The sequence below is a fragment of the Deltaproteobacteria bacterium genome (assembly GCA_030690165.1).
GTDB lineage: Bacteria > Desulfobacterota > GWC2-55-46 > UBA9637 > UBA9637 > JACRNJ01.
This window is the reverse complement of record JAUYHF010000048.1, coordinates 1-24,638: the sequence shown is the minus strand read 5'-3', so window position 1 is coordinate 24,638 and position 24,638 is coordinate 1. Positions and strand designations below refer to the sequence as shown.

The following is a 24,638-nucleotide window of genomic DNA, read 5'->3' as shown; positions in this document are numbered from 1 at the left end:
AAATCCGGTTCTGGTGTCGAAACAAACTTGTGGGGGAACAACAGGTCAGGGCCGAAGATATAAAGAAAGTGCACTTTTAAAACTTAAGGCAGTGCACTTTTAAATTTTAGCTAACAGGTCTATTGATGCCTGTCTATTGATGTCCGCGAATTGGTGAATGTGGTCTATTGATATAATGTTAAGGTTTTTCTATCATCAACCGTTTATACAACTCCACATATCTCTTTGCCGACCTATCCCACGAGAAGTCCTGCTGCATTGCCTTTTGAACAAGTTTTTTCCACTCTTTTCTATTAGAAAAAACCTTAACCGCCTCTTTTACTTTTGCGAGGAGTATTTGCGCAGAATATTCCTTGAACTTAAAGCCGTTGCCTTCTCCCCCGTCATAATTCTGAATTGTATCATCAAGCCCGCCTGTTGCCCGGACAATCGGTATTGTTCCGTATCTCAGGCTGTATATCTGATTCAAACCGCACGGCTCATATTTTGAAGGCATGAGAAACATATCAGAGCCTGCCTCTATCTTGTGGGCAATCTTATTGTCAAAGGTAATCTTCACGCCGAGTTTCTTTGGGTATCTTTTTGCAAGCCCTTCAAATAAATCGTGATATTTTCTCTCTCCGGCGCCGAGCACAACCATACCGAGATTCATTGACATCAAATCCTCCATTGCCTGCGAAAGTATGTCAAAGCCCTTCTGGTCTGCAAGCCTTGATATTATACCGATAACAGGCGCATCGTCCGGCAGATTGAGCTTATACTCTTTTAATAAATCCTCTCTGCATTTTGCCTTGCCGCTTAAATCTTTGTAATCATATTTTGCAATTATAAATTTATCCTTTTCAGAGCTCCAGTCATCATAATCAACGCCGTTCAGCACGCCAAAGAGTTTTTCTCTCTTTGCCAGCAATATGCCTTCAAGGCCGTACCCAAATTCCGGGGTCTGGATTTCTCTGCTATATTTTTCGCTTACTGTTGTGACAATATCTGAGAAAACTATGCCCGCCTTCAGCAGATTCATATTCCCCCAGAACTCAATGCCATCTTGAGTAAAGACCTCTTGCGGAAGACCTGTTAATGGAAAATGGGATGCAGGGAACTGCCCCTGGTATGCGATATTGTGGATTGTAAATACTGTTTTTGTATTTGAAAAGAACGGGTCATCTTTATAGATGGTCTTTAGATACGCAGGGATTAAGCCTGTCTGCCAGTCATGACAGTGGATTATGTCAGGTTGAAAATCAAGTTTTTTGATTGCCTCAATTATTCCCCTTGAAAATAATATAAACCTCTCTGCATTGTCAAAATAATCTCCGTCAGGCATTGTGTAGAGATATTTCCTGTCATAATATTCATCTCTTTTTAAGAAGTATGCAGTTATGCCGTTTGCTTCGGCCTCAAACACAGGGATGTCTATTTCTCTAAAACCGAGAGAGACAGACGCCTGAACGCCTGTTTGTTTGAGTTCGAAATTCCCTTCCTGAACATGCCTGTAAAAAGGCATTATAATCCTTGCATCCAGGCCAGGGCCATTCAGCGCCTTTGGCAGGGCGCCTGTCACATCTGCCAATCCGCCTGTCTTTGCAAACGGTATTGCCTCTGGTGTTGCGATAAGGATTTTAATGGGTTTCATAGCGCCCTCCATGTCAGCAATTATACCTAATATATTTTGCAATGCAACCTGAATTTCTAAAAGACAGCAGAGAAATACTTTACCCCTAGTCTCAATATATGTATAATAAAGCGCTATATTTACTAATCCTAACATGAAGAACTCTAAAGAACTCCAGAAAGAGATAAAGGTGTTATTAAATGAGAAAAAGGCCCTGATGCTTGCGCATAATTATCAGCGGGACGAGGTGCAGGAGACTGCGGATATCTGCGGCGATTCCCTTGCATTAAGTCAGGCTGCGGCTGCATCGGACGCAAAAGTCATTGTGTTTTGCGGCGTGCATTTCATGGCAGAGAGCGCCTCTATTCTTTGTCCTGACAAAACTGTTATACTGCCGAGGCTTGATGCAGGCTGTCCTATGGCGGATATGATAACTGCCGATGATTTACGAAAGGAAAAGGAGAAAAGGCCCGGTGTGCCTGTTGTTGCGTATGTAAATACAACTGCGGAGGTAAAGGCATTGAGCGATATATGCTGCACATCGGCAAATGCAGTGAAGGTTATAAATTCTGTTAAATCCGATAAGGTTTATATGATACCTGACAGAAATCTTTCTATGTATGTTGCAAGGACTGCAAAGAAACAGATGGAGTGGTGGGATGGCTTTTGCCCTACGCACGAGAGGCTTAAGCCGGATGAGGTTTTAAAACTCAAGGGAAAACATCCTGATGCAGTCTTTGTCTGCCATCCCGAATGCAGACCAGAGGTTATTGACATAGCAGACCATGTCTGCTCAACCTCAGGGATGTATAAATTTGCAAAGACATCAAAGGCAAAGACCATAATAGTGGGCACGGAAATGGGCATACTCTACAGGCTTAAGAAGGAAAACCCTGACAAGAAATTTATCCTTGCGTCAAAAAGTCTTATCTGCCCTAATATGAAGCTCATCACCCTTGAGGATGTATTAGAGGCCTTGCAGAAGATGGACAGAGTTATAAAAGTGCCGGAAGAGATAAGAATACCGGCAAAAATGGCGCTGGATAGAATGTTGGAAGTGCCAAGGGATTAACCAAAAAATGCATTCCTAAGTTCAACAAAATTCTTGGGCAAATATTTTTCAAATTTCTCCTGTTCAATATAAAGCCACGCATAACGTACTTCAGATTGAACCGAGTTAATATCATCGCACCATTGGCTTAATCTCTTAATTTTAAGCAGGTCATCCACGTCCTCGCGTCCTTTTGTTTCTATAATATAAATTTCTTTTTCAGAAGTTTTTACAAGAAAATCGGGATAGTAGTTAGATATAGCGCCATCAGCAGTGCGATAATCTATTTTAAAATGAACGGCAAGAAAGTTTTTAGCATAGGAAATAATATCATTGCAACCATCCAAGAAACCTGCAAATTGAAGTTCAAAATTACTATCCCCTATGATTTTATTAAATATGCTCTTTTTAGGAATCAAATACCCTTGTTCTTTAACTACAAACGGCCTGCATTTGCTGATTTTTATATAATCTTTTATCTCTGCCTCACCCTTATCAAGAACGGTCAATTCGTTAATATGTTTCTTGAACGTTTCTATAATAGTTTTTGTTGCCTCAATCTCGGATAAGTTCCTAATGATATTTAAATCTTCCAAATCAACATGCTCATTAAATAGATGTGTTAGTATAAATTCCTTCACCTTTCCATACAATATGTCATAGCCGCTCACAAGCCGCAGTTCCTTCATTATCACTTGGCTAAAATACCCTATTACGCTCTGATAATTTGCCACAAAATCCGTATCCAACTCTGTTGTGTGTGTAATGTCTCCGGTAGTAATATCCTTAAACACTATTTGCCGCTTTTCTTCCTCGCTGAATTGTTTAACAGGTAGCCTCTTGTGATTAAAGTTTGTAACATCCAATCCTGAAAGATTTTTATATTCTCTATAAATCCTTGGACTCAAAACCGGTATCAGAATATCAAGCCCCTCAATATCCTTGTGTCCATTCTCATTATCAACTTCTACTACTATCGGGGATTTTGGTGCTGTCCCTTCTCCCATCTTCCTGTGTTCAAGCTCAACACCCTCGCTTTTTATAGACTCTACAAAGTCCATAAATGCATCAGTGCCGACTACGCTGACAAGCTCAGTTACATTTTCATTCCTATACATCCGGCGCAGCCCCCTGCCGAGTGTCTGCTCCGGCAGGATATTGCTCTTTGCCGCATAAGGCCGCAAGCCGACTATTGTTGTAACATTCCTGACATCCCACCCTTCCTTAAGCATCAACACAGACACTATTGCCTTATATGGATTATCGCTTTTATCAATATTGTTTGCTGCCCTTCGCAGAATTTCCAATTCCTCCTTGCTCTTGCCTGATGATGTTTCTGCAATTTCTCCGTTGTTTTTAGTATGGATTACTAAGATAGAATCCTTAAATTCCAGGTATCTGTTTTCCAAATATTCAGCAACCTCATCGCAATTCTTTGTGTCATCCGTCATAATGAAAAGCACAGCCTTCTTGTCCATCTTGATATGTTCCTCATATACCTTTTTCCATTCAAGATAACCGAGGTGTATATAATCCTCGTATTTTTCGCAGTACTTTGAACTCTTCTTTTCAACTAATTTTGCGCGGCTGGCAGAATCAGGCAATACAGGATGCTTAACCACATCCTGATAAATCGCTTCAACCAAAGGATAGTCAGAAATAGTCTGCACAAAAATAGCCCCATTGTTATGCTTTGGTGTTGCGGTTACATCAACCTGCAATGCCAATTCACCGCCCTTTTGCAAAAGCCGATTATGTATGTCTTCAATAGATTTGAACCATGCCAGCCTTTCATCGTGTATATGGTGGGCTTCATCATTCAAAACAACTAATTCATCTATTTCCCGCACAATATCGCTCAGATTTATTTTTGATTCATTTGTAGCGCCAACCGGCTTCTTGCCAAGAAAATAATCCGATGTGTCCTCATCCTCAAAGGTTGGGTCTTTTCTGTTATCTTCATAAACCCGATGGATATTTGTAAGAAAGATATTCCCTGTCTTCCTAACGATTCCAATATCATCCTGAATATGCAAGGTTAGTTGGAAATCGTCCCGCCAATTCTGCCCTTCGTAACCGTTATCCGGCAATACAGGGTCATGGAAGAATATTTTAAGCCCGTCAAAATCGTTTCTGATGCGGTCAAGCACTATGATATTCGGGGTTATCAGCAGAAAATTTCTTGCAAGGGTTGAATCAGGCTCATACAATTTATGAAAGTAACTCCATGCCAATATCAGGCTCATAACCTTTGTCTTGCCGCTTCCTGTCGCCATTTTGATTACAAACCGCTTCCAAGTCTCAAAAAACATACCTGCTGAAACAGCGCCGGAGCTGTCAAATCTAATCAAATCGTATTTATCTTTAACCCCGACTACTTCATACAAATATATTACAGTTTCCACTGCCTCGCGCTGCCCAAAATAATATTGGAATTTGACCTCTGTTCCATCTGCCTGCGGCAATAGATGTTCAGTCTCAAACCACCACTTTAGAAGGACGATACTTGTGGGACTTGCGCCCTTATAGTCAGCATCACGCCATTCTTTAACTTTTTTTCTAATGGAAGCAACAAGGGGAGGCAGAAGTTTTTCATACCCCTGTTCCCGCAAAGCTTCATCAGCCGGAAACCAGCGGTAGTCCGGATGCAGGATTTCGTATGGAGATTTTGGGAATTTTGGGTGTAGGGCCATAATTTATTATTTAGAATTTAGATTTAGTATTGATTTAGTATTGATTTAGTATTGCTATCTGTAACCACTTGAAAATTCAAATAATATTAAACAAAAGCAACCCAAACTAAATATATATAGATTTAATTTTTAAGCTTCCAGTAACCGGTTCGTGATGACCCAATATGCACAATTTTATTATCATTTTTCAATTCTTGCAACAAATTAGAAATATCCATTGGTTTTAACTCATTGAAGGTAAAGCACAAGTCCTGTAAGTATCCTTTATTCTTTTCTAGATGTTCAAGTATAAGAGTTTTGCATTTTTCGCGAGAAATTCCTCTTAATCTGGTATGTTCTCCTATTTTCCCAGCATGTGCATAATATTTATGAGATAAGATATATTTGGCCCCGCTTGTTTTACCAACCCTTTCAATGATGCCTATATCTAAAAATTTCTTCTTGAATTTTACATCAGTCACAGGTTGATGCTCACGAATTTTCTCTAACTCATAAATTTCATCAAAAGATAGTATTATTTGCTTTTCTCTTGTTATCTTTTCAATAAAAAGTATAAAGTTTTTATCTTTAACTTGTGCGGGAATTCTAAGCCTAACAGAAAAGTCGTCGCTTCCAGATAAATCTGGCAAGCCCTTGCCTTCTTTAATAGTGTTTTCAAAAATATCATCCATGCCTTGACCTGAACGTTCCACTAATCCAGCTTTTTCAAATGTTTCCGCAATCCGTCTGTTTCTCCAATAGGTCTTTCGAAGAATATTTTCGATGGTTACTCCATGCGGTAACCCTCCGGGAGTCTCGACAATAAATTCTTCAGGTGATGCCTTTATAAAAACAGAGCCGCTGTTTATGGTATAGTCCCTATGGGCAACTGCATTGAGCACCGCTTCACGAACCGGTTTTTCGCTAAAGGCATATATCTCCCTTTGGAAAAGACCTTCTTGAAAAGGGAATCTTATATTACGCGCATTTATTGTTTCCCATATATCGTTATAAATCTTAAAAAACGGTTCTCGCCAGTTTTTTCTATAATCATACGATGTTTTCCTTGAATCTTGTCTCCATTCAAAGATAATTTCGCTACCGGGAGCGAACTCGTCTATCTTTTCTTTGATTCCAAAAAGTATTAGGCTCGCATAATTTAATCCCTTCTCTGACAACAACCCTATTGCGCGTAATGTTTTCTCATTTGAATAAGAAAGATACTCGTCTCTTTGCGCCTTTTTAGCCCAGAGCTTTTTAAAGTTATCTATTGCCTGTTCATCTAAATCTGCCAAGGATAAATCAGTTACTATCTGGCTGGAAAAATCCAAATCTGTTTCATTTAGAATACGTTTCAAAGTTGCGTTATCCATCTCAACTAATGACTCGCCTGCTCTCATTGGATAATTATAGTTTCCTGTTGATTTAACCGGCTGTCCTTGGGGATGAGACGGGATATGAAAAATCAAAACGCGACCCTCTGGATGATTCAGTTCTTCAACATCAACTCGTATCCTTAGCTTTTGAAGCAGTTCGTGCGAGAGGGTATTATATGTATTTTGAAAAGCTTTAGTGCCGACTACTCTTTTTTCGCGTGTAACGCCAAGAATTAATTTGCCTCCTCCTTCATTTGCGATAGCGGCGCAGTAATCCGGAAGGTCTTTATTTGAACTGAAGCTGTTCTTGGCAGTCTTGAATTCAAGATCAGGGTTTTCATGCCGTTGAAGCCATTTGTTAAATTCGTCTATGGATGTAGTTATCATATCGTCACTTAAATCTTAACCTCCACCACCTTCATCGTATCATTACCAAAAATATCAACTACCTTAACCGCAATCTTACGTCGTCCTTTGCTGCATTCGTGGGATATGCTTTTTAATTCAAGTGTGCGGTCTTTCTTGGTGCGGAAGGACTGCCATTCGTTTTCAAAGATATAATCACCTGTCCATCTTTCTTCAAATCCCCCCTTGCTCCCCCCTTTTCCAAAGGGGGATTGGGGGGGATTTACCGGTATTCTGACAACTTCTTTTTTGCTTTCAAAATCAAAATCCACTGCCCAGTAGTCAATCCAGTCTGTCCATTTCTTGGTCAGAATATCACGTGCTACTATGCCGTCTTTATCCTTTGACACCTTAATAATCTTTCCATTTTCCACAACCAGCTTGCTTTTGCCGTTTTTAAGTGTTGACTCGGCATTTGCGATTGTATCCTGATTATAATAAACCGAGAAGTCGGTCAACTCCACTGAAACGGAATTGCCTTTGACATGCGGTTTTACCTCAATGTATGAGACATCATGGAAAACAACCTGATTCTTTTCCACAGCCCGTTTATCAAACACATCTCTTGGGATATATTTGAGCGCCAAATCAATGCCCTTTTTCTTTGCCTCTTCCTGAACATTTGGGAAAAGCCCCATTTCAAACTCAAATGCAAGGACATCTACCTTTGTAATCATCTTTGCAAGACATTCTTTAACTACCTCGTCCACAAACAGACGGGTTACAGGAAGGTTTATCGGTCCGACTGCCACAAGCCGACTGGATTTCTTGCCATGAAAGGTTTTAAATCCTTCAACCTCTTCAGCGCGGTATGCGCGCAGGATAAGTTCTAAGAACGCTTTCTCTTTTAGCGCGATCTGTTTCTGCTTCTCCTTTTCGCGAAGGGTTGGGTTGACGCCGATATAATGCTGTCTTTCGTATTTGCCGAGATTTAAGATTTCAAAAGCCCTGTAGTTTTTGCCGTCTTTCTTCAGTTCCCTCTGCACGCCTATCATCCGTTTGCGGGCAGTATGAATGGCGAACTTTCCAAGGTCTGTGCCAATCCATTTGCGGCCAAGTTTTTCTGCGACAGCCAAGGTTGTGCCAGAACCTGGGAAAAAATCAGCAATAAGATCACCTTCATTTGAGGACGCCTTGATGATGCGTTCAAGAAGGGCTTCGGGTTTTTGCGTATCATAACCCAACCGTTCACTGCCCATAGCATTAATCATATTGATATCATCCCAGACATTTTCTATTGGACGACCTTTAAGCTCCCATATGTATTGTTTAAACTCAGGGTATTTCGCACCTTTTGAAAATCTTACCCTATCTTCTTGCTTTAGTTTCTCTAATCGTTCTTGTGAATAGGTAGCCATTACCTGCCATCTATATTTTCCTTTTGTATCCTCATATTTAAACCGCTCCAAATATTTTGGTGGATATTCACCGTATTGAAGATTAAAAATGTAGTTACCTTTTGTTTTGTTATAAATAAAAATGCTATCCGTGTTGATTGAAAATTTTTGCGATATTGCTTTAACCGTATTGGTGCGCCTCGTCCAAATAATTTCATTAAGAAAATTATCCTTGCCAAATATTTCATCTAAAACAAGTCGCATATAACTATTAAGCCTCCAATCGCAATGCACATAAATACTCCCATCATCAGCCAATAAATCCCGCATCAATAAAAGCCTCTCATAAATCATTGCAATAAAACTATCTGCGCCTTTTCCCCATGTATCCCGATATGCAAGTTCCTCCAATATGCCCGGCTGTTTTGTGAACTGCTCATCGCCTATTTCAATATCCATTGAAAAATCTGCCCCAACATCAAACGGCGGGTCTATGTAGATAAGCTTTATCCCGCCCTGCGCCTCAATCTCCTCACGAAGCGGCCCATTCTTTAAACTTGAAAGGATGAGTTTGTTATCACCCCAGATAAGTTTGTTTGTCCAGCCTTTAACCTGCCGTCCCCGGTTATCAAAATCAAAAAGAGAGGCTTGTATCCGCGTATCCTTCTCAGCCCTCGGCTCATCCACATGCTCAATAACCTGAAAAGGCAGAACAATATTTGTAACCTCGTTTGTCTTGCCATTCCAGACAAGCTCAACCTCTCTCTTATCGCCGAACAGGAGAAAGCGATACATATCAGGAAGCGGCTTGCCTTCCTCCAAATATTTGGTTATGTCCCGAATCTCGTTATCAGTAAGTTTCATGGTTTTACTACTTAAAATAGGGTTTTACGCCTTTATTTATAGCAATTTTTATCATATCTAACATCTATTATGCAATTTAATATAAACTTGTCCCCGAATGTTTCTATCGGGGATTAACCGCTCATACCGAAACTGTTAATGATTTTCTCGTCTTTTTCTGATATTCTTTACCTAAATTTTTGGTTTAATAATTTCTTATGCCTATCTCAGTAGAAATCTCCAACCTCATCAAAAAATACGGCAGCCTTGCTGCACTTAATGATGTCTCGTTTACTATTGAGGAAGGAGAGACATTCGGCCTGCTCGGCCCGAATGGCGCCGGTAAGACTACGCTTATACGGATACTTAGCACGCTTATTAAACCCACAAGCGGCGCTGCAAAGGTTATGGGGTTTGATGTTGTAAAAGAACAAAATGCCGTCAGGAAATCTATAGGCGTTGTGCCGCAGGCAATGACCAGCGATATGGATCTGACAGGCTATGAGAATATGGATATATACGGCAGGTTTTACGATATGCTGAAAAAGGAGAGGCAGGAGCGGATAGACTATCTCCTAGGGATGGTCGGCCTGAAGGAAAGGGCAAAGGAATTGGTTGCGACATATTCAGGAGGGATGAGGAGGAGGCTTGAGATTGCAAGGGGGCTTATACATAAACCGTCTTTACTTATACTTGATGAGCCTACCATCGGCCTTGACCCCCAGAGCAGGCATGTTGTCTGGGAGCTTTTGCAGAGATTCCGCAAAGAAGACAGGCTCACCATACTTTTAACAACGCATTACATGGATGAGGCAGAAATCTTGTGCAACAGGGTTGCTATAATAGATTACGGAAAGATAGCTGCTATGGACACGGTTGCAGGACTTAAACAGAAGATACCTCAAAAGGATGTTGTGGAGATTACATTTAGCGGCGCGGATGCAGATAAGGCAGTAGAAGAAGTAAAAACTATTCCCTCTGTGCACACAGCAGTTACAACTGACAGTATATTGCGGGTATCCGTAGATAACGGCGCTCAGGCAATTCCTCTATTGATGGCAGCCGTGGAAAGGCTCGGCGCAAAGGTTGCATCAGTTACGCTTAAACAACAGACCCTTGAAGATGTATTCATACATTTTACAGGAAGGCCTATCAGGGAAGAAGAGGCAAAGAAGGTGAGTTTTTTTATCGGCGCAGGCGTGCCGAGCAAGTGGGGAAGGTAAGGCGGACATGACCCGTTTCTTTGCAGTGCTTGAAAGAGATTTAAGGCGATTTACAAGAAACCCTATAGTAATCGTGATGAGCGTTGTCATGCCCATAGTTTATCTGGTAATCCTCGGAAATTCATTTCAGGGCGAACTTAAAAATCTCTCTATTGCCGTTGTTGACATGGACAACGGGCCTTACAGCCATAGAGTAGTTGAACTGCTGCACGCCCTTGAGTCGGGACCAAGGACTGTTAAGATGTATCTCCTCTCTGACCAGGGATTCGCGCTCAAGAATTTAAAGGAGGGGCTGTTAAAGGGAGCGCTTATTATTCCGCCAAATTTCAGCAGGGATGTAATACATGGAAAAGGCGGCGAGCTTGGACTTTTTCTTGATAATGCAGAGTCTATCTCTGCCAATTCCATTCGCATGGCAATTTCAGGGGCATTGGCTGAAATTGGAAATGAGTTTATATCTGTCAGGGAGGAGAGGACAAAGACAAAACTCCGCGAAGTAGAGTTGTATAGAAAGGTGGATTATGACCAAACGTTGATCCCCGGAGTTGTGATTATGGCAATATTCCTCGGCGCCATGACAACAGGCGTGTTTAATATTGTAATGGATAAGTTTCTCGGCATTGACGAGAGCCATTTTTTAACCCCCCTTACAAAATTGGATATTGTCATGGGCCTTATTATAAGCGGGCTTATTATTACAACCATCATAGCCTTGCTGGTCCTCTTTTTCAGCTCCCTCATTGCCGGCATCCACTTATGGCAAACCTTAAACCTTTACAGCCTTGCCTTGATTATTGCAATTATTGTGCTGTCCACCATCGGCCTTCTCGGCATGATGTTTATCATCCTCGGCAGGGCTAATCATCCGAGGATTGTCGGTGTTTTAGGCGGTTTTTTGAATGTTATATTCTTTTTTCCAAGCGGGGCGATATATCCCATAGAGAGTTTTCCGGCATGGCTGAAGACATTCACAATAGTAAATCCAGAGACATATTCTATCCATGCCCTGAGAGCCATTCTCTTTAAAAATGCGGGCCTCCAGGCTGTGCAGGGAGACATCCTTTTCCTTACTGTCTTTGCCATAATCACCATAACCATAGCTACAGTTATATTTAAGCGCGGGCTGTAGTCATCTTTCTCAAAAGGGCAAGGTTAGGGCAAACGAAACGTGAGCGGCAGGGTCAAAAGGTCTTGTTAGGCATCTAAAATCTCATTTACCTCCAATAATCTCAAAATCCCTCTCAACCGCTCGTTGTGTAACCGGACTGTTTTGATACGCCTTGAAGTTCATCTCGTGAGTAAAATTTTGTATTTCTTCTGCTGCATGGAGAATATCAATAAGGTTTTTTCTTATCTCATCGTTCATAAACAATAGTCCTTGTCTTCTCGACCGCTTCCCTGAAAACAGGGTTTTTGAATGGTTTATCTACAACAAGATCAACTTCCCGTCCAAATATTTTCTCCAGATGCTCTTTTAGTTCAAAGTATTTGTCAAAAAGGTCAACGGTTTCATCCGAATCAAAAACTACCAGTATATCAACATCACTGCTTGGTGAAAAACTTCGAGTCAAAGCCGATCCATATATACCGAGACGTTTTACTGGCAATAATCGACAAATACGTTCAATTTCCGGTTTGAGTTTTTTTAAGTCAATCATAGAAACATTATTACTTATTATTGATAATTATTCAATATTTTTGCCATAACGTTTAAAATCACGGGCGCGGCTGCATCGCGTCCCGTGTAGTGAATTGTTATGTCTTGAGCTTTCTTCACAGATTACATAGTTCAGGCGACATCCGAAAATCTTTCCAGCTTTTATAAGTCGAGTTTGGGAACTCACGCTTAATATCTTTTATGTAGTTATTCCTGGCGAGCAAAAACAATATACCTTCAACTGCTACGTTTATATTTTTTCTCTTCATCTTTCCTTGTAATGCTGGTATTTCTTTTTTAATCCGTTGAATACCTTCGGGGTTATTCCGAACCTTGATAGGTTCATCGCATATATCAATCAAGAATATCCCTTTTGCCTTAAGCAGACGTAGAAAATCGACATATTTCTCTACAGTTGTTGGTCGTTTTTGAAAATAGTGATTGAAAATAGTTGCTGGCAGACTACTATCTTTTTGAATTAAAATCTTGTCTGACATCGCTTTTGGAACATAAAAATACGTCTTTCCTGATGAAGGCGGAGCCTCACCAACAAGGAGCGTTTTAATCGTTTTCGGTCTGTACTTCTCAGATTCATTAAAATAATCTATCGTCATAGCCTTACTGTTATAGAGACATAAACAATGATTGGACAGACTGTATAAACCGGTGGAGGCAGATTGTCCTTTTCCGCCTAAACCGGGGAGAATCCGACGGCTGTTTGCTCCAACCCCTTGTACCATCGCATCTTGCCTCCGTCAGAACTTCCTTTTGAGTGAATTACCCCGTCAGCAAGCTGGCGGGCATCTAACCTAAAATCTCCCCTCCCTTGACGGGAGGGGACTAAGGGGAGGGTGTGCAGTATTACAAAAGTTTTCACCCCCACCCTGCCCTCCCCCATCAAGGGAGAGGAAAACTTTAAGTAGCATTGCTGGTTACAAAATTTTACTTAAAAACTTTTCGCCTTACAGCCGGTTTTTATAATTAATTTTATATATTGTTTTGCTTGTGTTTACTTGCTATCTCATCCGCCAATCTATCCAATGCCTGATAGTCTTCCGCCTTTGGCTGTCCTTTCATAATGACCGGCGCAAGCATTTCCAATTTTAAATTAGATAACACCCCGCCAATCTGTTCAACCATCTTGCCTCCCCAGCCATAAGAACCGATGATAGAGGCAAATTTAAGCTTTGGCTTTAATGCATTAGCAAGAAATGCAGCGGATATAACAAGAGGATGCGCCCCAACCAGAACTGTAGGCGAGCCGATTACAATGGTGGCAGCATCAACCAGCGCCATAGCCAATTTTCCAGTATCGGTGACAGCCAAATTAAACCTCTCCACTTTCACTCCCTTTTCAGCAAGGGCTTCGGTCAAATAATTCACCATTAACTGGGTGCTGCCGTGCATGGTCACATATGGCATAACAACGGTATTGCTGAGCGCGTCAGAAACCCATTCTCTGTGTGATTGAATGATGCATTCAGGGTCATTATGGACAGGGCCGTGGCTCGGCGCAATCATGTCAATCTGATATTGTTTCATCTTCTCCAGATGCTTCCGGATCGTAGTCCTGAACGGCATCATCACCTCGGCATAGTATCTCTTTGCAGCATCGCATACATGCCAATATTCACTATAAAATATATCTGAAGTGGCAAAGTGAGAACCGAACAGGTCGCAGGTAAAAAGTATTTTATCTTCCCGGAGATATGTAAACATAGTCTCTGGCCAGTGAACCCAGGGCGCATGGATGAACTCCAGGGTCTTATTCCCTAAAGACAAGGTCTCTCCATCATTCACTGTTATAATCCTCTCCTCCGGGATATGCAGATGTTCCACAAGCATAGGCTTGCCTTTTGACGTAGCTACAACTTTTGCATTTTTATATTTTTCCAGCACACATGGAATCGCCCCTGAATGGTCTTGTTCAGCGTGGTGAGAAATAATAAAATCTATATTTTTAACATCTTTCAGACGGGACATGAGGACAGTTATCATGCTTGGGTCAACCGTGTCCAGCAGGGCTGTCTTTTCGCTTCCATAAATCAAATAGGCATTGTAACTGGTCCCGTCCGGCAAAGGTACAAGAGAATCAAACAATCTCCTGTCCCAGTCCACTGCCCCGACCCAGAAAACATCCTCTCTTATCTTTTTTGGTTTCATGTTTATTCTCCTTCTGTTTGCATGGATGGATTCTTCTCAAGAAAGCGGTTTTAATAAGCCAATCCTATCCAATAAACATGCGCCTGTCAAGGCGGTTTAATACAGTAATCCATGAGTCATTTCCGAAGCATTAAAATGCGGTTCTCTTGATTTAAAAGGCAATATCTGTTAGTTTTATTTTTACATGAAACTCCTTCTAATCCTTCCAAAAAATGAGCGCAGTTACTGGGGCGGGGTCTCCAAAAGCGGAAAGGCAGGTTTTGTACGTTTAAATCTGCCGACTATCGCGGCGCTTACTCCAACGGACTGGGATGTTGAGATATTGGATGCGAGGGTCAAGCCCGTTGATTATGACGCAAAGGCAGACCTTGTCGGCATTACAGGATTTACAGCAGAGATGCCCGGCGCATACCAGATAGCGGATAATTTCAGAAAAAAAGGGGTAAAGGTGGTAATGGGCGGCATCCATGTGTCTGCGCTTCCGGATGAGGCGCTGCAGCATGCGGACGCAGTCGTTATCGGCGAGGCGGAACTTGTCTGGCATAAACTTCTTCTTGATTTTAAAAGGGGTGAATTAAAGCAGAAATACAAGGCAGATAAATTGTGCGACATGGAAAATATGGTTATTCCGCGCAGAAATCTTCTTAACAGAGAAATGTATTCTGGCTTTTATACGCTCCAGGCAACACGCGGCTGTCCATTCAACTGCGACTACTGTGCGGTTACTGCATTCTTTGGCCAAGAATTCAGGACAAGACCGGTTGACGAGGTGATAGAAGAAATAAAGGGCTTTGGCTCAAAGAAATTCTTTTTTATGGATGACAATATCGTTGGAAGACCCAGATATGCAAAGGAACTGTTTCAAAAACTGATACCGCTAAAGGTAATATGGGGAAGCCAGGCGTCTATCACAATGGCAAAAGACCCTGAATTGTTAAATCTCTATGCAAGAAGCGGCGGTAGATACGCATTCATAGGTTTTGAGAGCCTTTCGCAGAAAAGCCTTGAAAACCTGCACAAGGGCTGGAATTCGGCAAAGGACTACAAAGAGGCAATAAAAAAGATACATGACGCCGGCATAAATATTATTGGCAGTTTTGTGTTCGGTCTTGATGAGGACGACTCATCTGTGTTCAAAACTACATTTGATTTTATCATGGAGACAAATATGGACGCAGCACAGTTTCACATCCTCACGCCTCTGCCGGGCACAGTAACCTATGGCCTCCTTGAAAAAGAGGGGAGGATAATTGACAGGGATTGGGCAAGGTATCATACAGGCGAGGTCGTATTTCAGCCAAAAGGCATGACAGTTGAAGAGCTGCAAAACGGCTACTACTGGATTTTCAGAAATACATATACTATCAAAAACATACTCAAAAGAAGTTTGAGAAGCTCAAATGGAATTATTTATAGGATAGCGGCAAATCTAAGCTACAGAAAAAAGGCATTGAAGATGCCTGATGTTACTTTATAAACCGGAGAATAAAAAATGTCTAAAGACCTGCTTTATGGCTGCTGGCGCAATACGGAGTTAAGCCGCAGGACGAGCGGCGCTTGCCGCCTTTCGCAAGCGTCGTGACGCGAAGGACCGTCGGGTTAAGCGCGTTGTTAGCTGACACGCCTCACAAACTCGAGAATGAATACACCTTGTTCTCAGGCAACGTCAGCTCGTTCTTTTCGGCGATCTGATTGAGATCATGATATAGTGCCCTGAAGTCACTTTCGGATCTCATCCGCGTCCACCTACTCTTCAGAACTTTCGCGTCCTGATCAGTAATGTAAGGTGCAACGGTCGCAAGATGTTGAGTGAAACTTGTTGTGATTCGAAGTTGGAACATGGTGCTAAACACCATAAGAATCATAGCTCCCACCAGCAACAACGAGATGGCTGCTCCCCCCCAGCGGAGGAGCCACCGCTGGCTTCTCGTGAGCAGTTGGCGCTTCTTCGGAGGCTCCGGTCGATTCCAGAAGAAGAGGAGGGTAAAGGCGAAGCTGGAAAGTATGCCGCTGGAAATCCCCGCAAGAAAGGAAAGGAGTGCGAAGCTTGGGTCGGGTCCAGAAAGAAGAGCCGCTTGCGCGAAGAGACGATCGGTATACGCTTGCGCTACCGAGCTAAAGACATTGAACAATAAGAAGGTGATCAGCCGCAGGAGGGGATCAAGGAGATAGATGAACAGGATCGTAGCCACGACACTGGAGATGATCCCTATTTTCATGCTGCGGTCTATCAAAGTGTCCTCTCGTGTCAGCTAACATGTTTTATACAGTCTGTATAAAACAGAAAAGACAGGTGTTTTCTTCTGTATAAGCAAACTGGTCATCCTGTGATTCCTGAACCGAAGTTCTGGGAATTAAACAATATACTTCCGCTTGCAGTCCTAATCGTCTCGGTCTTATATACTTTTTTCCATTATAAATTATAGCACACACTTTCTTCTGTCAAGTTTTTTTAATCCTTGTATATTTAATTTGACGTTACAATGAGCCAAACATCTCCTTGATTTAAGACGCAATATCTGTTAGTTTTACACTGTTTTTAACGAATCGGTATCTGGAGTTTTTAGAAGATGATTGATCTAATAAAAATAATCGCAAGCAGGCTAAAGGAGCAATACGGAGCAAAAGAGGTTATCCTTTTCGGCTCTTATGCACGAGGAACAGCTACAGCGGACAGCGATATAGATATGCTTGTCATCTCTGAATCCAAAGAACGTTTTTATGAAAGGCAGGCATCGGTAAAACGGCTTCTAAGAGACTTGATAAAAAGAATCCCCTTTTCCCCTATCGTTTTGACACATAAGGAATTGGAATACCGCAAGAAGATTGGCGACCAGTTTATTAACGAAATACTTGAAACCGGGATACGGACGTGATTGAGACGAAGGATTCTCATTATCCGGAAGACTGGACAAAGGTAGCTGAGAAGGACTGGCATAGAATGGAAGTCCTGCTTAAAGACGGCGACCCTGACGGCGCGGCGTTCTTTCTTCAGCAATCGTTAGAAAAATATCTTAAAGCATTCCTGCTGGGAAAAGGCTGGAAACTTAGAAAGATTCATGAACTCAATACCCTGCTTGATTATGCGGTTGAGTTTAACCCCACTCTTGAGGCATTTAGGGACCTTTGTGAACGGGTAACAGGTTATTACTATACCGAGAGATATCCAATTATCGCCCCTTCCGAATTGACCACAGAAGATATAAAGAAGGATAGAGCAGAAGCGGAAAGATTGATAAAAGCCCTATAATTTTGAGATAGTATCTGGAGTTTTTCATGCCAAAAGACCTTCTTTTGGAAATAGGAACAGAGGAGATACCGGCCGGATTTATACCCAATGCCCTTGAATCAATGCAGGGGCTTTTGAAAAAGGCCCTTGAGGAAAACCGCATTGGTTTTAAAGACATTCGCATGTTCGGCACACCAAGAAGACTCATGATCTATGCGCAGGGTATGGACGAAAAACAGGCGGACACAGTTACAGAAATAATGGGGCCTGCGAAACGTGCCGCCTTTGATGAAAACGGAAAACCCACAAGGGCAGCCGAGGGCTTTGCAAAAAGCCAGGGTGTAAAGGTTAAAGACTTAAAAATCGTTCAAACCCCGAAAGGCGAATATATCTGTGCAAAAAAAGATGTGAAAGGCAAAAAGACAAAAGACATTCTGCAAGAGGTTCTGCCGAAACTGATAACCGGAGTCCCGTTTCCAAAGGCCATGCGGTGGGGTAATGGCGATATTAGATTTGCAAGGCCGATCCACTGGATAACGGCGATATTCGGCAAGGATATAATCCATTTCAAATGCGGACATATTAAGACAGGGGCGGTATCGTACGGCCACAGGTTTATGAAGCCGCAGCCGTTCAAAGTAACAGGGCTTCAGGATTATCTGAAAAAGACAAAGGCTGGTTATGTTATTGTTGATGCGGAAGAACGGAAAAAAATGATACAGAAAGGGATTGAAAAAGAGGCAAAGGCTGTTGGCGGGCTTGTTTTGCAGGATGATGAACTCCTTACAGAGGTTACATATCTTGTGGAATATCCTGTAGCGCTTCGCGGGGGTTTTGATAAAGAGTTTTTGAGCCTTCCAAAGGATGTGGTTGTAAATACTATGAGGGAGCATCAGAGATATTTCTCTGTTGTTGACAAAGAGGCAAATCTCCTTCCTTATTTTATATTTGTTGCAAACACAAAGGCAAAGGATCCGAAGGTGATTATAAAGGGGAATGAAAGGGTTTTGAAGGCAAGGCTGAGTGACGCAAAATTCTATTTTGACAAAGACATAAAAATTCCGCTCAAGGACAGAGTAGAAACGTTGAAGGACGTTGTGTTTCAGGCAAGACTCGGCACATCGTATGAAAAGGTTAAAAGGTTTGCGGAACTGGCTGTTTTTATCGGTGAGATTTTGGACCAGTGCGAACCATTGAGAACAGATGAAAAGGCAGAGAACTTTTTAGGGGAAGATTATAACCCAAAGGCGTTTGACTCATTCAGCATTGGCCCGAAATTATTTAATAAGATGGTGATTGGCCGAGCCGCCATGCTTTGTAAGGCAGATCTGGTGTCAGGCATGGTTGGAGAATTTCCCAAATTGCAGGGTGTCATGGGCATGGAGTATGCGCTGATTTCGGGAGAATGCACGGATGTTGCAAGGGCAATCTATGAGCATTATCTTCCAACCCAAGCGGGCAGCAAGCTGCCTTCAGGCATCCCAGGCGCCATTATCAGCATAGCGGACAAAATGGATACCATCTGCGGCTGCTTTGGTGTCGGCCTGAATCCCACAGGCGCGGCTGACCCGTATGCCTTGCGGAGGCAAGCGCTTGGCATCATCGCCATAATCATTGAAAAGGGTTTTCCCGTAAGCATTGACAAGATCGTTGGCATATCAATTTATCTTCTCAACTCCAAACTCACGAGAACTCCTGCTGATGTTAAAAAAGATGTACTTGATTTTTTCAAAGAGAGATTGCGGAATCAACTTATGTCTCAAAGCTATTCCTTTGATACTGTGGACGCCGTGCTGTCAGCGCAGTGGCATGATATAAACGATGCCGTAAAACGGGTAAAGGCCCTTGAGAAATTTAAGAAAAACCCTGCATGTGCTGCGCTGGTAATTGCGTTCAAGAGGGTATCCAACATACTCAAGGGGTTTGAGTTCAAGGACGAAAAACCGGACGCAACTCTCTTTGAAGAGATAAAAGAAAAAGGGCTTTTTGAGACTATAGAGAGGATTGCGCCTGAGATAAAAAGATACTGGAAAGAGGGCGATTATGAAAAGGTCTTTGAAACCCTATCATCCCTGAAAGGCACAATAGATACATTCTTTGACAAGGTCATGGTAATGGTAGAAGATGAAAAGATCCGCCGCAATCGTCTGGCGCTTTTGAATATGGTTAGAGACCTGTATTACCAGATTGCAGATATATCAAAATTGGCAGTAGAGATATGATGATACCTTCTGAAAAAGTGGATGAGATAAGAGAACGGGCTGATATTGTCCAGATTATTTCAGAATATCTCCCCCTTAGAAAAAGCGGAAAGAACCATATCGGCCTCTGCCCGTTCCATTCTGAGAAAACCCCCTCTTTTACAGTAAATGACGAGAAACAGATATTTTATTGTTTTGGCTGCGGCAGTGGTGGAAATGCGTTTACATTTCTAATGAAGCAGGAGAATCTTTCATTTCCTGAGGCTATAAAAACAGTTGCAAAAAGGGTGGGGATAGACCTTTCCCTGCTTGATAAAAAACCGTCAGTGGAAGAACAAAAACGGGAGCTCATGTTTTTAGCAAACCATGCGGCAGCGGATTTTTATCAACATAACCTGCTTGCATCTCCCGCGGCAGAAAAGGCGCGGGGATATATCAAAACCAGGGGGTTAAAACCGGAGATTGTAAAAAATTTTAAGCTTGGCTACGCCCCGCATGGCCGCGACAGTCTTGTAAAATTTCTTGCAAATAAAGGCATATCTCTGGAGCTTGCTGAAAAGGCCGGGCTTGTGCAAAGGAAAGACAAAGATTTCTATGACAGATTCAGAAACAGAATTATGTTCCCCATAACAGATGTCAGAAACAGGGTTATCGGCTTTGGCGGAAGGTCTATTGGAAATGAAGAGCCTAAATATCTAAATTCCCCTGCCTCGCCGCTGTTTAAAAAAGGCGAGGTTGTCTATGGCATGTATCAGGCCAAAAATTCCGCCTCAAACAAGGGTTTTGTTTTAATGGTTGAGGGATACTTTGACCTCCTGATGCTGCATCAGCACGGTTTTTCAAATGCTGTTGCCACGCTTGGAACCGCGCTTACAACAGAGCATCTGAGAAGGCTCAAGGGATATGCAAAAGAAATTTATACGCTTTTCGATTCAGACGAGGCCGGCAAATCTGCGGCCTTAAGGAGCGTTACTATGTTTATTGAGGAGGATATACATGCAAGGGTTGTCCTTATGCCGGCGGGCATGGACCCTGATGACCTTCTTCAAAAACAAGGCGTTTTAGCCATGTCGCAGTATATTGAAAAAGCCAAACCCATTATGGATTTCTTTCTTGATTCCATCAGAATAAGGTTTGACATAGAAACACCGTCCGGCAAGGTTTCTTTTCTGGAAACTGCGGCGCCTTATGTTGCAAGCGTGAAGAATGCAATAGAGAGGGATGTTTATGTGGAGAAGATTGCAAACATCATTCATATCAGACCGGATGCAGTTTTGTCGGCAATAAGGGCTGCTTCGGAAATAAGAAGTCAGAAGCCTGCCCCTGCAGGCAGTAAGCAGGGGGCAGAGGTCAGGGGCAAAACAACTCCTACTGCAAATGAGATAATAAGCAAAGGGGGCTCCGCTAAAACAGAAGAAACCATACTCAAGATTCTGCTTGCCGGGCCTCATCTATATAATGAATCTGTCAAAGGCGCTATAGAGATGTTTAAAACAGATTTTCTGAAAGAGGCAGGGAGGCTAATTATGGACGCCTTACAAAAAGGGGCGTCTTCCGGCAAGAATAATAGCTTTGACATGGCGTCAATTATTGAAAGAGCCCCCTCTGACAAGGCAAAGGCATGGCTTCTAAAAACATCTGTTGAGGATGACGGCTCAATAAAAGAAGAGCCGGAAAGACAATTGGAGGATTGCTGTAAAAGGGTATTTATGACAAGCAGGCTTAAGAAGGAAACATCCATTCTTTTAAAAAAGCTGGAGGAGGCTGAAAAGAAGGGTGATATAGATGGTTTTAAAACTTTGGCGGACTCTTATCTTTCCATGAAAAGGGGTTAATGGCAGTTATCCCTATTAACACAATTTTTCTGGTTGACAAAAAAGCAGGTTATGGATAATAATATTTGCTCAATACTGTATTTCTGCCCCCGTAGCTCAGATGGATAGAGCAGCAGATTCCTAATCTGTTGGCCGGACGTTCGAATCGTCTCGGGGGCGCCATCATTATATGGAGGAGGTAATATGTCAGTCTCAGCGTATGTTTTTATAGAATGTGAGCACGGCAAGTCCATGACAGTGGCAGATAAGGTAGAAAGGATTGCGGGTGTAAAGGAGGCTCACGCGGTGACAGGCCCTTATGATGTGATTGCATCTGTTGCTGCTTCCAATTTTAAGGTATTGGGCGATGTTGTTATAACAAAGATTCAGAGGATTGCCGGTGTAAAAAGGACGATTACCAATGTCATAGTTGAGTAATAATGAAGCAAGCGAACAATGCGCTCAATCTGACACGAATAGCCGTAGTGCAGGTTAGCTTTGTTGTTATGGCATGCTATAAATAAAAAAGGGGGACGATAAAGATGAAGGAAAAATTAACTGCAATCTTTCAAAAATCGCCTTACGGATATATCGGCTTTATTGAAGAACTTCCCGGAGCTAATACACAGGGTACAACTCTTGATGAAGTAAGAAAAAATTTAATTGAGGCAGTCCATCTTGTTTTGGACGCTAATAGGCAACTCTTTGAGGAAGAACTTACTGGTCTTGAAATTATAAAAGAAGACTTTGGAGTAGTAACGGTTTGAAAAGAAAAGATGTAATTCGGCATCTTGAGTCAAACGGATGTGAATTTCTACGAGAAGGCGCAAATCATACAGTATATGTAAATAGGAAGAAAAAGAAGGCGAGCACCCTTCCCCGTCACAGAGAGATTGATGAGTAGCTAGTCTCAAAAATATGTAAAGACCTTGAAATACCAAAGCCATAACAAACTGTATTTAATGAATAAAGCGCAGGGATATTTAGCATGAATACTTATCCTATTTCCCCATCGCCTTTACAACCACCCTTTTTCTCCTCCGGCCGTCAAATTCCGCATAATAGACCTGCTGCCATGGGCCTAAATCCAATCGGCCTTTTGTTATGGGAAGTATCACCTGATGGCCGATAAGCAGATTTTTCAGATGGGCGTCGCCATTTGTCTCGCCTGTCCTGTGATGCCTGTAGTCAGGCCCTTCCGGGGCAAGCCTTTGAAGCCATTCATCTATATCCTGGATAAGCCCGGATTCCGCATCATTTACATAAACCCCTGCTGTTATGTGCATGGCAGATACAAGCGCCATTCCATCTTCAATGCCGCTCTTTTTTACGATTTCTTCCACCTTATCCGTGATATTGATATATTCCCGTTTTTTCTTTGTTTCAATATAGATATACTCTGTAAATGTCTTCATATAATTGTGTCCCTCTTCCAGTTTTTATCGTCTGTTTCCGGATAGTCTATATTATAATGGAGCCCGCGGCTCTCCTTTCTCATCACAGCGCATTTTATAATAAGCTCTGCCACTGCGGCAATATTTCTAAGTTCAAGGATGTCGCTTGTTACAGTAAATTTCCAGTAATATTCATTTATTTCGCTCTTCAGGTTTTCTATCCTTCTGTATGCCCTTTCAAGCCTTTTATTTGAACGGACTATTCCAACATAATTCCACATGGCTCTTCTTATCTCATCCCAATTTTGCAAAATTATTACAGCCTCGTCGCTGTCCACTGCGCCGCCTGTCTGCCATACAGGTATTTCAGGAATTGAAATATCTCTATCAATAAGTTCCTTTGCCTTTATATATGCCCTGTTTGCAAAAACAAGCGACTCCAATAAAGAATTGGACGCCAGACGATTAGCCCCATGCAAACCTGTGCAGGCTGCCTCGCCGATAGTAAAAAGCCCTTTAATAGAGGTCTCGCCGCAGTCATTTGTCAAAACCCCTCCGCATATATAATGCGCAGCCGGAACCACAGGGATAGGCTCTTTTGTCATGTCAAAACCGAATGAAAGGCATTTTTCATAAATGTTTGGAAACCTGCTCTTTATAAAGGCAGGGTCTTTATGGGTAATATCCAGATACACACAGTCATCCCCCCTTTTTTTAAGCTCAAAGTCAATGGCCCGCGCAACATTATCCCTCGGAGCCAGATCTTTCATGGGATGATAATTTGCCATAAATGGCGCTCCGTCTTTTAGCCGTAAGATTCCGCCTTCGCCTCGAACTGCCTCAGAGATTAGAAAACTTTTGGCCCTGGAATGATAAAGACAGGTAGGGTGAAACTGAATAAATTCCATATTTGCAATTGTTGCGCCAGCCCTGTATGCCATTGCAATGCCATCTCCTGTGGCAATATCCGGGTTGGTGGTAAACAGATAAACCTTTCCTGCCCCGCCTGTAGAAAGGATTGTGCCCTTTGTTAGAAATGTGCGAACCGCTCCTGTTTTTTTATCCAGAACATACGCCCCCACGCAAACATCCGCATCTATCTTTCCTGCAAACTTAGAATGGGTTATAAGGTCTACTGCTATGTGGTTTTCATAGACAACAATATTTTTCTCTGCGTCAACGGCCTTTAATAGCGCATCTTCTATTTCCCTGCCTGTCATATCCTGGGCATGAACAATCCGCCTTTTTGAATGCCCCCCTTCTTTGCCAAGGTCCAGCTCTTCAATATTGTTTATTATCCTTTTAGTAAACCTTGCGCCAAGCTCCATCAACTCCCGTATCCTGTCGGGGCCGTCCCTTACCACCATTTCAACAATACCCGGACGGCACAGGCCGGCGCCTGCCTCCAGGGTATCTTTTATATGTGCCTCAAAACTATCCTCTGCGCTCAGGACAGACGCTATGCCTCCCTGGGCATAGAATGTAGCAGATTCCCTCTTTTCCCGCTTGGTAACTATAGAGACAGTGCCAAGCCTTGCCGCCTTTAGCGCAAAACTTAAACCTGCCACGCCGCTTCCTATAACCAAAAAGTCTGATTTGATTTCCATGTTCAAGAGCGTAAGACATTATCTGAAAAATGTCAATCACAGCATTGTCAACCA

The 24,638-nt window shown here is 42.3% G+C and carries 22 protein-coding genes and 1 tRNA gene; 12 read left to right on the top strand and 11 right to left on the bottom strand.

What is annotated here, in order from left to right:
• Positions 1-178 precede the first annotated feature (178 nt).
• Positions 179-1,633: a glycogen synthase GlgA gene (glgA, locus tag Q8P28_08170; GenBank protein MDP2682763.1), complete on the bottom strand. Its 1,455-nt coding sequence runs from the start codon at positions 1,631-1,633 to the stop codon at positions 179-181.
• A 133-nt stretch (positions 1,634-1,766) separates the two neighbouring features.
• Between glgA and nadA the strand changes: the two genes are divergently transcribed.
• Positions 1,767-2,684, top strand: a complete 918-nt coding sequence (gene nadA / locus Q8P28_08165) for a quinolinate synthase NadA (protein ID MDP2682762.1) — start codon at positions 1,767-1,769, stop codon at positions 2,682-2,684.
• Here the strand turns inward: nadA and Q8P28_08160 are convergent.
• From Q8P28_08160 to Q8P28_08150, 3 genes are all read right to left on the bottom strand, one after another.
• Positions 2,681-5,356 carry a DEAD/DEAH box helicase family protein gene (locus Q8P28_08160; GenBank protein ID MDP2682761.1) on the bottom strand — a complete coding sequence of 892 codons (2,676 nt, stop codon included), beginning with the start codon at positions 5,354-5,356 and terminating at the stop codon, positions 2,681-2,683. The genes nadA and Q8P28_08160 overlap by 4 nt on opposite strands.
• Positions 5,357-5,478: 122 nt before the next feature.
• Positions 5,479-7,098, bottom strand: a complete 1,620-nt coding sequence (locus Q8P28_08155) for a putative DNA binding domain-containing protein (protein ID MDP2682760.1) — start codon at positions 7,096-7,098, stop codon at positions 5,479-5,481.
• A gap of 8 nt (positions 7,099-7,106) precedes the next feature.
• On the bottom strand, positions 7,107-9,317 hold the full coding sequence (locus Q8P28_08150) for a site-specific DNA-methyltransferase (GenBank protein ID MDP2682759.1): 2,211 nt from the start codon (positions 9,315-9,317) through the stop codon (positions 7,107-7,109).
• Between the two features lie 197 nt (positions 9,318-9,514).
• On the opposite strand from Q8P28_08150, the gene Q8P28_08145 reads away from it, so the two are divergent.
• The gene (locus Q8P28_08145) at positions 9,515-10,519 is read left to right on the top strand and encodes an ATP-binding cassette domain-containing protein (protein ID MDP2682758.1); all 1,005 of its coding nucleotides are present in this window, start codon (positions 9,515-9,517) and stop codon (positions 10,517-10,519) included.
• A 7-nt stretch (positions 10,520-10,526) separates the two neighbouring features.
• Entirely contained in the window at positions 10,527-11,648 is a 1,122-nt protein-coding gene (locus tag Q8P28_08140) for an ABC transporter permease (GenBank protein MDP2682757.1), read from the top strand.
• An 81-nt stretch (positions 11,649-11,729) separates the two neighbouring features.
• On the opposite strand, the gene Q8P28_08135 is transcribed toward Q8P28_08140, so the two are convergent.
• From Q8P28_08135 to Q8P28_08120, 4 genes are all read right to left on the bottom strand, one after another.
• Positions 11,730-11,885 (bottom strand): DUF86 domain-containing protein, encoded by a 156-nt coding sequence (locus Q8P28_08135; GenBank protein ID MDP2682756.1) that lies wholly within the window; start codon positions 11,883-11,885, stop codon positions 11,730-11,732.
• Entirely contained in the window at positions 11,875-12,177 is a 303-nt protein-coding gene (locus tag Q8P28_08130) for a nucleotidyltransferase domain-containing protein (protein ID MDP2682755.1), read from the bottom strand. Before Q8P28_08130 ends, Q8P28_08135 begins: the two co-directional genes overlap by 11 nt.
• Before the next feature lie 115 nt (positions 12,178-12,292).
• Complete coding sequence (locus tag Q8P28_08125) at positions 12,293-12,916, bottom strand: hypothetical protein (GenBank protein MDP2682754.1); 624 nt, start codon at positions 12,914-12,916, stop codon at positions 12,293-12,295.
• Positions 12,917-13,163: 247 nt separating this feature from the next.
• Positions 13,164-14,339 (bottom strand): FprA family A-type flavoprotein, encoded by a 1,176-nt coding sequence (locus Q8P28_08120; GenBank protein MDP2682753.1) that lies wholly within the window; start codon positions 14,337-14,339, stop codon positions 13,164-13,166.
• A gap of 184 nt (positions 14,340-14,523) precedes the next feature.
• On the opposite strand from Q8P28_08120, the gene Q8P28_08115 reads away from it, so the two are divergent.
• Entirely contained in the window at positions 14,524-15,816 is a 1,293-nt protein-coding gene (locus Q8P28_08115; protein MDP2682752.1) for a radical SAM protein, read from the top strand.
• A 148-nt stretch (positions 15,817-15,964) separates the two neighbouring features.
• Here the strand turns inward: Q8P28_08115 and Q8P28_08110 are convergent, their stop codons facing one another.
• On the bottom strand, positions 15,965-16,558 hold the full coding sequence (locus Q8P28_08110) for a hypothetical protein (GenBank protein MDP2682751.1): 594 nt from the start codon (positions 16,556-16,558) through the stop codon (positions 15,965-15,967).
• A gap of 351 nt (positions 16,559-16,909) precedes the next feature.
• On the opposite strand from Q8P28_08110, the gene Q8P28_08105 reads away from it, so the two are divergent.
• The 8 genes from Q8P28_08105 (at position 16,910) to Q8P28_08070 (ending at position 22,487) form a co-directional block, all read left to right on the top strand.
• A complete protein-coding gene (locus tag Q8P28_08105; protein MDP2682750.1) occupies positions 16,910-17,215 on the top strand; it encodes a nucleotidyltransferase domain-containing protein in 306 nt (101 codons plus the stop codon).
• Positions 17,212-17,589 carry a HEPN domain-containing protein gene (locus Q8P28_08100; GenBank protein MDP2682749.1) on the top strand — a complete coding sequence of 126 codons (378 nt, stop codon included), beginning with the start codon at positions 17,212-17,214 and terminating at the stop codon, positions 17,587-17,589. Before Q8P28_08105 ends, Q8P28_08100 begins: the two co-directional genes overlap by 4 nt.
• A gap of 26 nt (positions 17,590-17,615) precedes the next feature.
• The gene (gene glyS / locus Q8P28_08095) at positions 17,616-19,790 is read left to right on the top strand and encodes a glycine--tRNA ligase subunit beta (GenBank protein ID MDP2682748.1); all 2,175 of its coding nucleotides are present in this window, start codon (positions 17,616-17,618) and stop codon (positions 19,788-19,790) included.
• Positions 19,787-21,604 carry a DNA primase gene (gene dnaG / locus Q8P28_08090; protein MDP2682747.1) on the top strand — a complete coding sequence of 606 codons (1,818 nt, stop codon included), beginning with the start codon at positions 19,787-19,789 and terminating at the stop codon, positions 21,602-21,604. Before glyS ends, dnaG begins: the two co-directional genes overlap by 4 nt.
• 85 nt (positions 21,605-21,689) lie before the next feature.
• A tRNA-Arg gene (locus tag Q8P28_08085) sits at positions 21,690-21,766 on the top strand.
• A 21-nt stretch (positions 21,767-21,787) separates the two neighbouring features.
• On the top strand, positions 21,788-22,021 hold the full coding sequence (locus tag Q8P28_08080) for an Lrp/AsnC ligand binding domain-containing protein (protein ID MDP2682746.1): 234 nt from the start codon (positions 21,788-21,790) through the stop codon (positions 22,019-22,021).
• Between the two features lie 104 nt (positions 22,022-22,125).
• Entirely contained in the window at positions 22,126-22,350 is a 225-nt protein-coding gene (locus Q8P28_08075) for a type II toxin-antitoxin system HicB family antitoxin (GenBank protein MDP2682745.1), read from the top strand.
• Positions 22,347-22,487 carry a type II toxin-antitoxin system HicA family toxin gene (locus tag Q8P28_08070; GenBank protein ID MDP2682744.1) on the top strand — a complete coding sequence of 47 codons (141 nt, stop codon included), beginning with the start codon at positions 22,347-22,349 and terminating at the stop codon, positions 22,485-22,487. The genes Q8P28_08075 and Q8P28_08070 overlap by 4 nt, the downstream gene beginning before the upstream one ends.
• 97 nt (positions 22,488-22,584) lie before the next feature.
• Here the strand turns inward: Q8P28_08070 and Q8P28_08065 are convergent, their stop codons facing one another.
• Both Q8P28_08065 and nadB read right to left on the bottom strand, forming a co-directional pair.
• Positions 22,585-22,998, bottom strand: coding sequence for a secondary thiamine-phosphate synthase enzyme YjbQ (locus Q8P28_08065; protein MDP2682743.1), 414 nt, complete (start codon positions 22,996-22,998; stop codon positions 22,585-22,587).
• Positions 22,995-24,584, bottom strand: coding sequence for an L-aspartate oxidase (gene nadB / locus Q8P28_08060; GenBank protein ID MDP2682742.1), 1,590 nt, complete (start codon positions 24,582-24,584; stop codon positions 22,995-22,997). Before nadB ends, Q8P28_08065 begins: the two co-directional genes overlap by 4 nt.
• Positions 24,585-24,638: the final 54 nt, after the last annotated feature.